17 protein-coding genes are annotated in these 12,769 nt (G+C 61.3%); all 17 read left to right on the top strand.

Annotated features, from left to right (window positions below):
- The first annotated feature begins 34 nt into the window (after window positions 1–34).
- The 17 genes from M2396_RS13540 (at window position 35) to M2396_RS13455 (ending at window position 12,726) form a co-directional block, all read left to right on the top strand.
- A complete protein-coding gene (locus M2396_RS13540; protein ID WP_259075453.1) occupies window positions 35–217 on the top strand; it encodes a YodC family protein in 183 nt (60 codons plus the stop codon).
- A gap of 113 nt (window positions 218–330) precedes the next feature.
- A complete protein-coding gene (locus M2396_RS13535; RefSeq protein WP_259075451.1) occupies window positions 331–939 on the top strand; it encodes a putative metallopeptidase in 609 nt (202 codons plus the stop codon).
- Between the two features lie 31 nt (window positions 940–970).
- On the top strand, window positions 971–1,504 hold the full coding sequence (locus tag M2396_RS13530) for a DUF2280 domain-containing protein (protein ID WP_259075449.1): 534 nt from the start codon (window positions 971–973) through the stop codon (window positions 1,502–1,504).
- Window positions 1,467–2,747, top strand: coding sequence for a terminase large subunit (locus tag M2396_RS13525; protein WP_259075447.1), 1,281 nt, complete (start codon window positions 1,467–1,469; stop codon window positions 2,745–2,747). Before M2396_RS13530 ends, M2396_RS13525 begins: the two co-directional genes overlap by 38 nt.
- Window positions 2,744–4,537, top strand: a complete 1,794-nt coding sequence (locus M2396_RS13520) for an anti-CBASS protein Acb1 family protein (protein ID WP_259075446.1) — start codon at window positions 2,744–2,746, stop codon at window positions 4,535–4,537. The genes M2396_RS13525 and M2396_RS13520 overlap by 4 nt, the downstream gene beginning before the upstream one ends.
- 15 nt (window positions 4,538–4,552) lie before the next feature.
- On the top strand, window positions 4,553–5,686 hold the full coding sequence (locus tag M2396_RS13515; RefSeq protein ID WP_259075445.1) for a DUF2213 domain-containing protein: 1,134 nt from the start codon (window positions 4,553–4,555) through the stop codon (window positions 5,684–5,686).
- 12 nt (window positions 5,687–5,698) lie between these two features.
- Complete coding sequence (locus tag M2396_RS13510; RefSeq protein WP_259075444.1) at window positions 5,699–6,184, top strand: hypothetical protein; 486 nt, start codon at window positions 5,699–5,701, stop codon at window positions 6,182–6,184.
- Between the two features lie 18 nt (window positions 6,185–6,202).
- Window positions 6,203–7,162, top strand: a complete 960-nt coding sequence (locus M2396_RS13505; protein WP_259075443.1) for a DUF2184 domain-containing protein — start codon at window positions 6,203–6,205, stop codon at window positions 7,160–7,162.
- A gap of 12 nt (window positions 7,163–7,174) precedes the next feature.
- A complete protein-coding gene (locus M2396_RS13500; protein WP_259075442.1) occupies window positions 7,175–7,555 on the top strand; it encodes a hypothetical protein in 381 nt (126 codons plus the stop codon).
- Between the two features lie 42 nt (window positions 7,556–7,597).
- The gene (locus tag M2396_RS13495; RefSeq protein ID WP_259075440.1) at window positions 7,598–8,122 is read left to right on the top strand and encodes a DnaT-like ssDNA-binding protein; all 525 of its coding nucleotides are present in this window, start codon (window positions 7,598–7,600) and stop codon (window positions 8,120–8,122) included.
- Window positions 8,119–9,120: a phage head morphogenesis protein gene (locus M2396_RS13490; protein ID WP_259075438.1), complete on the top strand. Its 1,002-nt coding sequence runs from the start codon at window positions 8,119–8,121 to the stop codon at window positions 9,118–9,120. The genes M2396_RS13495 and M2396_RS13490 overlap by 4 nt, the downstream gene beginning before the upstream one ends.
- A 1-nt stretch (window position 9,121) precedes the next feature.
- Window positions 9,122–9,508 (top strand): hypothetical protein, encoded by a 387-nt coding sequence (locus tag M2396_RS13485; RefSeq protein ID WP_259075436.1) that lies wholly within the window; start codon window positions 9,122–9,124, stop codon window positions 9,506–9,508.
- Window positions 9,508–9,924 (top strand): HK97 gp10 family phage protein, encoded by a 417-nt coding sequence (locus M2396_RS13480; protein WP_259075434.1) that lies wholly within the window; start codon window positions 9,508–9,510, stop codon window positions 9,922–9,924. Before M2396_RS13485 ends, M2396_RS13480 begins: the two co-directional genes overlap by 1 nt.
- A complete protein-coding gene (locus M2396_RS13475; protein WP_259075432.1) occupies window positions 9,921–10,334 on the top strand; it encodes a DUF4128 domain-containing protein in 414 nt (137 codons plus the stop codon). The genes M2396_RS13480 and M2396_RS13475 overlap by 4 nt, the downstream gene beginning before the upstream one ends.
- Window positions 10,335–10,401: 67 nt before the next feature.
- Window positions 10,402–11,562, top strand: a complete 1,161-nt coding sequence (locus M2396_RS13470) for a phage tail tube protein (protein ID WP_259075430.1) — start codon at window positions 10,402–10,404, stop codon at window positions 11,560–11,562.
- A 72-nt stretch (window positions 11,563–11,634) separates the two neighbouring features.
- A complete protein-coding gene (locus tag M2396_RS13465; protein WP_259075428.1) occupies window positions 11,635–12,108 on the top strand; it encodes a hypothetical protein in 474 nt (157 codons plus the stop codon).
- Between the two features lie 321 nt (window positions 12,109–12,429).
- Window positions 12,430–12,726 carry a hypothetical protein gene (locus M2396_RS13455; protein WP_259075427.1) on the top strand — a complete coding sequence of 99 codons (297 nt, stop codon included), beginning with the start codon at window positions 12,430–12,432 and terminating at the stop codon, window positions 12,724–12,726.
- The last annotated feature ends 43 nt before the right edge of the window (window positions 12,727–12,769 follow it).

Raw genomic sequence — 12,769 nt, 5'->3', positions numbered from 1 at the left:
TATGTGGTGCACTCAACAACATAGGAGACATGAGATGCCCAACTTTGTAAAAGGTGATGTGGTCACGCTGAAAAGCGGCGGCCCAGCAATGACCGTTGAACGTCTGCATAACGACTTCCAGACTGGCGAGCCGCTGGTTCGTTGCGCATGGTTCGACAAGGCAGAAACCACGCAGTACCACAATTTCGGCCCGGAGATGCTTGAAAAGGTAGAGTGATTGCTAGGGTTTTCCAGTGAAAGCCTCAGTGCTACAAGCTCGGCGCCTCTCCTGGATATCAGCCAGGGAGGCGTTTTTTTTGATTTCCGCATAACCGTACCTGAGGGGGATGTATGAGCAGACTGAACCCCCCTGCCGACCTGCTCGATGCACTGTGGCTCACTCTTCGACCTGCTCCTGAGGTCTGGGATTGGATACAGGCAGAGATCCTCGCCACGACCGGTAGCATCTACAACGAAGAGCACACTCATCTAGTTGACGCCAATGTCGGCGTGCTGTGGGCGTCCTCTGCGTTCGAGAAGAAGGGCAGGACAGTACTGGGCCAGGCCGAGCAACTGATGATTCGCGCCGGTGGCTGGCAGAAAGCCCGGCAAGAGCAGCAGATGCGGGACTGGTTCGGTGAAGAGCCTGAGTTCCTCATCACCCTTGCCGCCGACTACTGCGCCCAGTGCACCGAGGCTGAGTTCTGCGCCCTGGTCGAGCACGAGCTCTACCACATAGCGCACAAGCTCGATAAGTACGGCGCCCCGGCATTCACCCAAGACGGGCTGCCCAAGCTTGAGATGCGCGGCCATGACGTCGAAGAGTTCGTCGGAGTGGTACGCCGCTATGGTGCGAGCAACGACGTACAGCAGCTCATCGACGCTGCAAGCCGGCCGCCTGAGGTGGCCAAGATCAATATTGCGAGGGCCTGTGGTACCTGCCTGCTTAAGTCGGCTTGATATTTGACAGGCGCTTGACGGAACCCAATTTATGGCAGCCCTGAGCAACGAGGTGAAGGCCTTTATCGTTCAGGCGCTGGCCTGCTTCGATACACCGTCTCAGGTGGCCGAGGCCGTCAACAAAGAGTTCGGCATTGAGATCAGTCGCCAGACGGCTGAAAGTCACGACCCCACCAAGCGGCAGGGACGCAACCTGGCCAGGCGTTGGGTGGTGCTGTTCGAGGACACCCGCAAGCGTTTCCGCGAGGAGACTGCCGAGATCCCGATTGCCAACCGCGCCTACAGACTCCGCGCCTTGGGGAGGATGGCTGAGAAGGCGGAATCCATGAAGAACATGGCTTTGACCGCTCAGCTGCTGGAGCAGGCCGCCAAGGAAGTCGGCGACGTGTACGTGAATCGCAAGGTCGAGCCTGACAAGTCGCTGGACGACGAGATCAAGCGGCTGAACATCCAAAAGCTGCAGCGTGAACTGGAGGACCCGAATCAGGGCCTGCCCGAGCCGAAGCAAGTAATAATCGGGGTAGAAGATGCGTCCTGTCCTGATGCTGAACAAGCCGCAGTTTGAGTTCATCAAGTCGCACAACAAGTTCATGGCGTTCGTGGGCGGCTACCGCAGCGGAAAGACCTTCGTGGGCTGCGTGCGGATGTGCATCAACGCCTTGGAGTTCCCTGGCATTCCTCAGGGCTACTTCGCGCCGACCTACCCGCAGATCACGGACATCTTCTACGACACGCTGCCGGGCGTTGCTGAGGCGTTTGGCTTGTTCGCTGACATCGTTGCCAGCAACAAGCGCGTTTACCTGCGAGACAGCAAGGGACGCTGCCTGAGCACCATTGTCTGCAAGAGCATGGAGCACCCGCACCGGATCGTCGGCTTCAACATCGCGCACGCCCTGGTCGATGAGATCGACTGCATGCCGATCAAGAAGGCGGACAGTGCCTGGAAGAAGATCATTGCGCGTATGTCGACGGTATGGCCTGGCCGTGACACGAACACCATCGACGTGACGACAACGCCTGAGGGCTTCAACTGGGTCTACCGCAAGTTCGTCAAGGAGCTGGCCGCCGATCCAACGCAGCGCCAGTTCTACGGCATCGTGCATGCGTCCACGCGGCAGAACGCCAAGAACCTGCCAAAGGACTACATTCCCTCTCTGCGCAAGTCATACCCGGCCAACCTGGTGGATGCCTACATCGACGGCCTGTTCGTCAACCTGACGTCGGGCAGCGTCTACCCGAACTTCTGCCGGCACAAGAACCACACCAACGCCACGATTCGCCCAGGCGAACAGCTCCATGTCGGCATGGACTTCAACATCAACCGGATGGCGGCAACTATTCACGTCATCCGCGACGGGTTGCCCATGCTGCTCGAGGAGGCCACAAGCCTGTTCGATACGCCGGCGATGATCAAAGAGCTTAAGCGGCGCTTCCCCGGACACAGCATCACCGTCTATCCCGACGCCAGCGGAAAGAACCGCAAGAGCGTCAACGGTAGCGAGTCCGACCACACGTTGCTCCGGGCCGCAGGATTCCCTGTGATGGTCAACCCGTCGAACCCTGAGGTTCGGGACAGGGTGCTGGCAGTCAACGCAATGCTCCTCAACGGAGAGGCTCACAGGCGCTATCTGGTGAACACCGACAATTGCCCGGTCACTACCGGGGTGCTCGAGCAGCAGGCCTACACCGACAAGGGCGAACCAAACAAAGACGGCACTGAAGACCCGGTCGACGCACTCGGCTACTTCATTGTTCAGCGCTTCCCGATTGCGGGCGGCTACACACTCGCAAACGTGAGCAATCCATGAGCGCATACACCTTCATCAAGGACAGCCTGCAGAACCTTGTCGCTGGACTGGGTACTGCGCGCGACAAGTCATCCCACTCGCACTACACCGTGCCGGAGATGGACGACCAGCAACTGCTGAACGCATTCCGAGGTTCGTGGACTGCGCAGAAAGGTGTGAGTATTCCAGCGATCGATGCGTGCCGGAACTGGCGCAGCTGGCAGGCCAACAAAGAGCAGATTGAGCTCATCGAGGCCGAGGAAGAGCGGCTGAATGTAAAGGGCAAGATCCTTGAGGCTCTGCTGAAGTCTCGCTTGTTCGGCGGCGCTGCGTTATTCATCGGTACCGGCGACCGAAACACTTCAACCGAGCTAAAGCCTGACTCAATCCGTCAAGGTGGTATCAAGTACTTGACCGTGATGACTCGCCGACAGCTATCGGCTACTGAGATCGAGCAAGACCCGCAAAGCCCACGATACGGAAAGCCCAAGGCTTACCGGCTGCCAGGCTCTGAGCTTGAGATTCACCCATCCCGGCTGGTCATCTTCGTAGGCGTGCCACACCCCGATCCAGAGCTAGCCATGGGTGCCGGCTTCGGCTGGGGTGATTCGGTGCTGCTGGCTGCGCTGCCTGCCGTGCGTCGCTACGACGAGACCGTGGCCAACGTGGTCAGCCTGGTCTACGAGGCAAAGATCGACGTCATCAATATCCCGAACCTGATGACGAGCATGCAGGACAAGAATTACGAGCGTCAGCTGCTCGAGCGTCTGCGCTTGGCGGCAACTGCCAAGGGCATCAACGGCACGCTGATACTGGACGGGCAGGAGACCCACACCTCCAAGTCGGCCAGCTTCAGCACGCTTCCTGATGTCATCGCCAAGACAGAGCAGGGCGTGGCCGGGGCGTTCGATGTCCCGATCACCCGTATGTTTGGACAGTCGTCGACCGGATTGGGCTCGAACGGAGAAGAGAACACCCGAAATTACTACGACAACGTCGCCTCCCGGCAGAAGCTGGACATCAAGCCTGCCATGGGTGTGCTTGACGAGTGCCTCATCCGCTCGGCTCTGGGTGATCGCCCGAAAGAGATCCATTACACCTGGGCGCCGCTCTGGCAACCGACCGCCAAAGAGCGCGCCGATATCGGCAAGACCACGGCGGACACGATCAAGGTGCTCAAGGATGCGGGGCTCTTCCCTGAGGATGCCCTGTCGCAAGCCTCGGTCAACTTGCTTGTCGAGCAGAGCGTCATGCCCGGGCTGGAGGCGGCCATCAAGAAGTTCGGCGCCGAACTGCCGGATGAGGAGGATCCGGAAATCGACGAGGAGGGCAACAAGCTCCCGTCGCGCACCGCCTCCCTCGGCGACGCAGCCCCGCGGCCGTTGTACGTGCAGCGCAAGGTCACCAACGGCGCCGACATCCTGGCATGGGCAAAGTCCCAAGGCTTCGACACCACCGTCCCGGCCGAAGACTTGCACGTCACCATCGCATACAGCCGGCAGGCGCTGGACTGGATGAAGGTTGGCGGTGACTGGGGCAGTCGGCAGGACGGCGGGTTAACCGTCGCCCCTGGCGGCGCACGCCTGGTCGAGCCGCTGGGCAGCGACGGCGCTGTCGTGCTGCTGTTCAACTCGTCCGAACTGGCCTGGCGACACATGCAGATCCGCGAGGCTGGGGCGTCTTGGGACTTCGAAGAGTACCAGCCGCACGTAACCATCACCTACCAGGCCGGCGAGCTGGACCTGAGCAAAGTCGAGCCGTACCGCGGCAAGATCGAGTTCGGGCCGGAGATCTTCGAAGACCTGCAGTAACCGCTCGAGGCAAACATGATCCTTCAAGACTCTGTCACCGCTTCCAATGTGCGGCGGACGGCTGACGGTTACCTGGTGGCCGAGGCCAGGGTCGCCCGCACCGGCATTCAGGACTACCTGGGCACCGAGATCGACCCGGACAACGAGCACGGCCTGCGCGACAAGCCCATCGTCAAGGTGTACCGGCCGGAGAGCTCGGTTTTCCACAAGGACGCCATGCAGTCCTACGCCTACCGGCCCATGACCAACGGCCACCCTGGCGGCGAGGGCGTCAACGCCAAGAACTGGAAAGACCACGCCATCGGCCAGACCGGCGGCGAAGTCGTCCGCGATGGCGAGTTCGTCAAGGTGCCGCTGGTGCTGATGGACGCCAAGGCCATCGAGGACTACGAGGCCGGCAAACGCGAGCTCTCCATGGGGTACGGCGCTGAAGTCGTGTTCCAGGATGGGCAAACCCCCGAGGGCGAGCACTTCGATGTCTACCTCGGGCCCATGAAAATGAATCACCTCAGCCTGGAGCATCGCGCTCGAGGCGGCGAAAAGCTTCGCATCGGTGACAACGACCCCAAACCCCCAAAAGGAGGCCATCAAATGGCTGATTCCCTGCGCACGGTCATTGTTGATGGCCTGTCCGTTCAAACCACCGACCAGGGCGCCCAGGCGATCGACAAGCTGACCAAGCAGCTGGCCGACGCGGGCGTCAACATCAAAACCCTGACCGACGCGCACGCTGTGGCCCTGGCGGCCAAGGACAGCGAGCTGGCCAAGAAGGACGACGAGATCACCAAGCTGAAAGCAGCTGTTCTCAGCGATGCGGATCTCGACAAGCGCGTTCAGGCGCGCGCTGACCTGGTCACCAAGGCCAAGTCCATCGCTGACGCTGACTACACCGGCAAGGGCGATGCCGAGATCCGCAAGGCCGTGGTCATCGCCAAGCTGGGCGACGCCGCCATTGCTGGCAAGACCGAGGCCTACATCGACGCTCGCTTCGACCTTCTGGTCGAGGACGCCGCGAAGAACCCGGCCGGCGACCCTTTCCGCCAGCACATGATCCAGCAGGACAGCAAGACCACCGGCGACGACGCTGAAAAGGCTCGCCTGCAGATGATCGCTGACATGCAAACCGCCCACCGCCCGGCCCAGGCCTAAGGAGAACCAGCGATGGCTACCTACCAAAACACTTATACCAATGCCCCGGCCAAGGGCCTGGTCGGCCAGATCGCCAGCGAGGAGAAGTGCAACAAGATCTCCCGCACCGTCGAGAACGCTGAGGGCATCCGCTTTGGTGCGCCGGTCCAGCGCGGCTCGGGCGACCATGGCGTCGTGCCGTTCTCCGCTGGCGTGTTCATCGGCTTCGCGGTGCTGAACCCAGCCGTTCCTCCGGTTGCCCAGGGCTCCCAGCTGGTCGACGGTTACCCGCAGTACTTCACCGGCGCCTTCATGACCATGGGTCCGATGAAGGTCCAGGCTGGCGGCGCTGTCGTGGATGGCGGCGAGGTGTTCTACAACCCGACCACCAACCGCTACGTCGCTGCCACCGGCGCTGGCATCGTCGGCCCGCTGCCTGATGTCGTGTTCGACACCTCCGGCGCGAACGGCGACATCGTCGAAATCTCCATGGGCCTGCGCCCAATTGCTTCCGCCTAAGGCCGAGGGAACTACCACATGACTCGCTTCGAAGACGCTCAGGCGGCGCTCCCGTTCGTTATCGCCCAAGGCCGTAACATCGAGACCCGCGTCTACCAACGCCGCTACCCAGCCTTCAACTACGCCGCGCACGTGCCGGTCGTGACCGAAGGCCAGCCGTGGGCTATCGGCACCACCTTCTTCACCGTCGATACCGCCGGCGAGGCCAAGTTCCTCAGCGGCGCCGGTACCGACATGCCGTTCAACCAGGTGACCCGCGATCAGGCGTCGCACGACTTCGCCATGATCGGCTCCGGCTGGGAGTGGAACCTGGAAGAAATCAACCAAGCCGCTCTGTATGGCGTCAACCTGAACGACACCAAGGCCATGAGCGCCGCGGACAAGGTTGAGCGCCTGCTGAACGACATCGCCATGCGCGGCTCGACCGAGAAGAACTGGACCGGCCTCCTGAACAGCACCATCGTTGCCCGCACTGATGCGGCCGCAACCGGCACCGGAAGTTCGACTTTCTGGGCGAGCAAGACCGTTGACCAGATCCTGGCTGACATCAACGGCGTGCTGAGCAGCGTCCGCACCAATACCGGCGAGGTGGAATGGGCGGACACCCTGCGCATGCCGCCAGACGCCTTCCGTGACTTGGCCACCCGCCGCATGGGGGCTGGTGACGGCTTCATGACAGTGCTGGAGTTCATCCGCCGCAACAACATCTACACCGCCGAGACCGGCCAGGCGCTGGACATTCAGCCGCTGCGCGAGGCCCGCAACGCCTCCCAGGACGGCGGTGGTCGTCTGGTTGCCTACCGCAAGGACCCGGAGGTGGTTCGCTTCCACCTGCCGATGCCTCGCCGCGTCCTGGCGCCGCGCCAGAAGTCCATCATGGGCTTCGAGACCGGCATCATCGCCCGCACTGGCGGTACCGAGATTCGCCTGCCCGGCGCTTTCGCGTACCTCGATGAAATCACCGCCCCGGCTGCCTGACAGGAGATCACCATGAAAGTGACCAACAACTCCAAGGCGCCGCAGGGTGTGCACACCGCAACCGGCGTGGTTTTCGTCGGTCCGGGCGAGTCTCGCGAGGTAGAGCTGAGCGAGTCCGGCCACAAGCTGGCATCGCGCCTGGACTTCCTGAAGGTCTCCGGCACTGCGCCGAAGGCCGACGAAGGCGACAAGGAGGCGCTGTTCGCCAAGCTGAAGGCGCTGGGTGTCGAGGCTGGCAAGAACTCCAGCCTGAAAACTCTGCAAGAGCGCCTGGTCGAGGCTGAATCCAAGGCCAAGGAAGAGGCCATCGCCAAGCTCAAGGAAAAGGGCGTTGAAGTCGGCGACGACGTCACCCTGGAAGAGCTGCAGGCCGAACTGGCCAAGCACCCGTAACAACCCCGGGCGGTTCGCCGCCCACTTATTCGAGACATCCCGATGCCAGAATTCTACGGATCCGTCGCAGGCGCCGACGCCTACCACTCTGCCCGGGCGAATGCTGCCTGGGCCGGCAGTGACGAAGCGAAGCAGGCGGCGCTGATCAGGGCATCGGCCTACATCGACGGCAAGTACCAGCAGCAGAACAGCTGCGGGCGTTGGGAGTCGATGTTCTCCGGCGTGAAGACCGGTGGACGGGCGCAGGAACTCCAGTGGCCCCGCACCGGCGCAACGGACAACGAAGGCGCGGCCATCCCGCCTGACGAGGTGCCAGCGGAGATTGAGCGGGCCACCTACGAGGCGGCTCTGCGCGAACTGGTGAACCCTGGCAGCCTGAGCCCTGACTACGTAGCCGCCGAGGCCATAAAGCGGCAGAAGGTCGACGTGCTGGAGATCGAATACCAGGCCACGGCCACGCCTGATGGCGGCGTCCCGACGCGCCCGGTGTTGACCGTAGTGGATGAGTTGGTGGCCCCGCTCCTGCGCAGTAACAGGTTGTGCGGTGTGGCGGTGTTCGTCGTATGAAGGCCTCCGAGGTAGAGGACGAGATCAAGCGGCTGGAGGGCGAGGCCAAGCAGGCCTACCTCGAGCAGGTAGCCCAGACCGTTCGCTACATCAGCCTCGCGCAGCTTGAGCAGGCCGTAGACGACAATGACGAGGATCGCATCGCTGAAATCCTATCGCTGGGCCTGCTGGCCGTGCTGCTGGAACGCCTGCGCGCCGCGTATGCCCGCGGGGCCAGCAAGGAACTGGTGGCGATCATCATCCCTGTTGTTCGCCGCGAGATCGACATGAGCGATCGCAGCGTGAGTGAATTCCTGAGCGCCCAAGCTTCTGCGCTGCGGGAACAGGTGGCTCGTGACCAGGCGGATGCGGTGCGTGTAGTGTTGTCGATGGGTCGCGACCGTGGCGACTCGGCGCGCACCGTAGCGCTGAACTTGGCAGGACGGCTGAGCCGGCAGACCGGGCGCCGCACTGGCGGGGTCGTTGGTCTCAGCGGCGCTTCTGCCGAAGCAATCGAGCGTGCGCGCGACCAGCTCGCCAGTGGCGACCCGGGCAATATGCGCAACTACCTGACCAGGGTGCGCCGCGACCCAGCGTTTGATGCAGCGGTTCGCGAGGCGATAGAGGCGGGAAAGTCGCTCGCCAAGACAACCATCGACCGCGCCACCACGGCATATGCGCAGCGCCTGCTCAGCACCTACGCCGATGCTTTGGCACAGACCAACACTGCCGAGGCCTACAACAAGGGCCGAGAGGAGGGGTGGCAGCAGCTCACGGCGCGCAGCAATGGGCAATACACCTTCGCCAAGAAGTGGAAGACCACGATGGATGGCCGAGAGCGGCGCACCCACGGCGAGATGAACGGACAGACCGTAATGGCAGGCCAGGCATTCATCTCTCCGGCCGGCGCCATGCTGATGTTTCCGTGTGACACATCGCTTGGCGCTCCGCTCAGTGAGCGTATCCGCTGCAGGTGTGTTGCCGAATATACCCTCCGGAAGACCAGTCAGGCGGTGTGACATGCCGATCAAGAGCACCATGCAGTCGTCGTTCGGGCGCCTGTTCGATAAAGCGTTTGCTGAGGCGGTTCACGACTTCACCGGCACCTACCCGGGCGAAGGTGTCTGGGATCCGGTTGAGGAAGTGACCACCGCCCAGCCGGTCGCCTATACCGGCCGCGGCGTTCTGACTCGCTACAAGTCTGAGCAGATCGACGGGCTGCGCATACTGGCGACCGACGTGAAGCTGATCGCCTTGGTCAATGAGGTGAGCGACAAGCCAACCCCTGGACACAGGATAATTGCTCCAGATCTGATCACCGGCGAGCTCAAAGAACACCTGGTGATCCATCCGGTAACCATCGACCCCGTGGGCGTGCACTATCAAATCCAGTTGAGGGCCACCTGATGGCTGGCTGGTCTCTGTCGCCGGCGCTGTTCGCTGATCAGGTGGAAAAAGACCTGGTCGAGATGCAGCGACACATCGTCATCGAGTTGGTCGGCGAGATCATCAGTAATGCGCCAGTCGACAGCGGCGCGTACATGGCGAACAACATCGTCACCATAGGATCTCCTTCGTACGACATCAGTCAGGCCGTCGACATCTCAGGGCAGCCAACATTCGCAGCGGCTACCTCAGCGCTTTCGGACCTCAAGCCTTTCAGTACCGTGTACGTGCAGAACAACGAGCCATACGGTGAGCTGCTTGAGTTCGGCGGATACAACGGGCCGTCCGAGAAGGTCACCTTCGCGGGATACAGCCGAATGTCGCCCATGGGCGTCTACGGCATTTCCTTCATCGCAGTTACCGAGAAGTGGACATGACCGTACCTTTTGAGACAGTCCGCAAGACGCTCACTGCCCGGATGGCGTCATTCACTGGTATTGAGCAGGCGCGGATTGAGTATGCCAACAGTCCGAACCCAGGCGGTGGTGTCTTCAAGCCGCCCGCCGCCGGAGTCTGGTGTGCATTCGAGATCCTGTATGCCACGGCGTCGTTCGCTGGCATGGCAGACAAGCCGCACTATCGCCGGCCTGGCCAGGTAGTGATCCAGTGCTTCTGCCGTCGATCAACCGGGCTGTCCGCCATCAACAAGCTGGCTGATGCCCTGTCCGACCACTTCCAGTCCTGGCAGGACGGCCATATCGAATGCCTAGAGGTTTCCCAGCAGGTGGTGGGCGACTTCGAGGACTACTACCAGATCAACGTGAACGTCCGGTTCCGCGCCGGCTGACCTGCAAGACCCTGATCCTGCCCGCCTTGAGCGGGTTTTTTTATGCCCGCATAAAGGAGACATTCGCATGTCGTCTGGCGCCCGCGTTACCAGTTACCTCATCCCCGAGGTCACCCCCGGCATCACCCCGACCACAGGCAACTGGGATACCCTGCGCCTGACCAGCAACACCTTGTCTCCGACCGTGAGCACTCAGGTCAGCGACGAAATCACCGAATCACGCATCAGCCAGGGCTCGGTGGCCACCAGTGCCGATATTCAAGGCGATCTGGTTGGCGAGCTTTCCTTCGGCTCGTTCGACAAGTTGCTGGAGGCTGCCTTCTACGGTACCTGGGCCGGCAACATTCTGACGGTTGGCGACACCCGCCGAACCTTCACCATCGCCAAGAACTTCAACGACGTGAGCGTGTTCACCCTCTTCAAGGGAATGCATGCGTCGGTTTTTGCCTTGGACATCCCGTCCGATGGCAAGATCACCACCACCTTCACCATGGTGGGCCTGGATTACGCGGACGGCGACACCAATAGCGTCACCCCGGTGAACCCGCCGACCACTACACCATTCATGTCGAACATCAACGTCGGCACCCTGACCGTCGACGGTCAGTCGCTGGAGGGCGTGGCGTGCGTCTCGGCGCTTACCGTCAACCTGGACAACAGCCTGCAAGCTCAGCGCTGCATCGGCAATAGCAAGCTCGGTCCGGGCGCCCAGATCGCCACCGAGGCGGCCATCACCGGCACCATCACTATGGCCTGGTCGAACCGCGCTTGGCAGATCTGGAAGAACACTTTCACCCGCCTGCCGATCGCGCTTTCGTTCCCGATCGAGGACAGCCTGGGCAACCAGTACGTCTTCGACTTCCCGGCCATTGAGATTGACGGTGATCTGCCGAACGGCGGCAAGCGTGATCTGATCGAGGTGACGCTGAACTACACAGTGGCCAAGGTCGCTCCGACCGTGACCCGCGTTCCTGTGGTTGCCGTAGCCGCTGTCGATGTCTCGCCGGCCACCGCCACGCTGGATGTGGGTGATACCCAGCAGATGACCAAGACCGTCACCCCATCTGGCGCTCCGCAGAACGTCACCTGGACATCCAGTGCGCCTGGCGTAGCGTCCGTGAGCATCGGCGGCCTGGTCACCGGTATCAGCGCTGGCACTGCGACCATCACGGCGGCCAGTGTTGCCGACGGCACCAAGACCGACACCGCGGTTATCACCGTCTCCTGACTCTTTTTGGTCGCTCCGGCAATGACGCCGGCCGGCGCGGCCTTTTTTTATGGCGTGGCGTGAGGATTATTCATGGCTCTTAAGCTGAAAAAAACTGAATCCAGCAAGAATGGCGAAGCGCGCTGGGAAGAGTTCGACAAAGACACCAAGGTATTGCTGATGCCCTTGGATAATCAGCAGTACCAGATCGCCCTGGAGCGGATGCGACGTCGCTTGGCTCGAAATGATGCCCAGTTTTTAGAAGGCCAGGTTGGCGTGCTTGAGGGCGAGAAGTCTGAACACGACAATCATTGCCAGCTCCTGGCCTCGTTCATCATCAAGGACTGGCAAGGCGCCGAAGACGAAAACGGAAAGGCACTGGCCTACAACGAAGCTATCGGCGCTGAAATGCTGCGAGGCGATTCAGATTTCTTCTACTTTGCCCTGCGCCGAGCCTCGACCATCGCCGCTGAAAATCGGCAGGAGCTGGACGAAATCAAGGGAAAGTCCTTGCCCGATTCCAGTGGGAAGCCGAGTGGGGGCAGGGGACGCAAAAGCGTAGCCTGATTTATCAGAAGCTGCGCATTGCCGTCCCTGACGAGCCGTCCTTAGATGTCGTAACAGGCAGCCTGCTGAATGCCTTCCGTAATGCTGCGAGAGGTCGTAGATACCTCGTTGGTATGGCGGCAGTGCAGCCTTTAAGGCTTTCTGCCAGGGAGATCACCGACTGGCTGGATGCTCATCCCCTGCCGCTGCCTAGATCGATGGTCGACGAGGTTCTGTTTGCACTCGACGAGCTTGCACTTGCGTCGGATGAGGAGGGCGAATAGGCACTCGCAGTGGATGGTTCCGGGGTGTTAGATTCACCTCAGCACAAGGAGGGTCAACGTGAAGAGCCTATTTATTGCAGCCCTCATGGCTGTCGTTTTGCCTGTACATGCCGATGATAGCCAGAGCAAGTGCAAGAAGATCTCAGCTATGGCCGGAGAAGCCATGGCAGCACGCCAGAAAGGTGATCTTCTGGAAGACGCGATGGCATCGGTAGGCGACCAGAGCAAGCTTTCAAACGCCATCGTCCTCAGGGCCTACGGAGCGCCAGTGGCTCCGGTTACGAGGCTGAAAGACAAAGCTGTATCAGATTTCAGGAACGAGGCGTTCGCCGAGTGCTACCAAGCGTTCAATTGACACCTACAGAACAACGACCCGCTTCGGCGGGTTTTTTTATGCC

Source organism: Pseudomonas sp. BIGb0278 (genome assembly GCF_024809895.1).
In the GTDB taxonomy this organism is placed as follows: Bacteria; Pseudomonadota; Gammaproteobacteria; order Pseudomonadales; family Pseudomonadaceae; genus Aquipseudomonas; species Aquipseudomonas shirazensis.
This window is presented reverse-complemented; position numbering and strand designations above follow the sequence as displayed.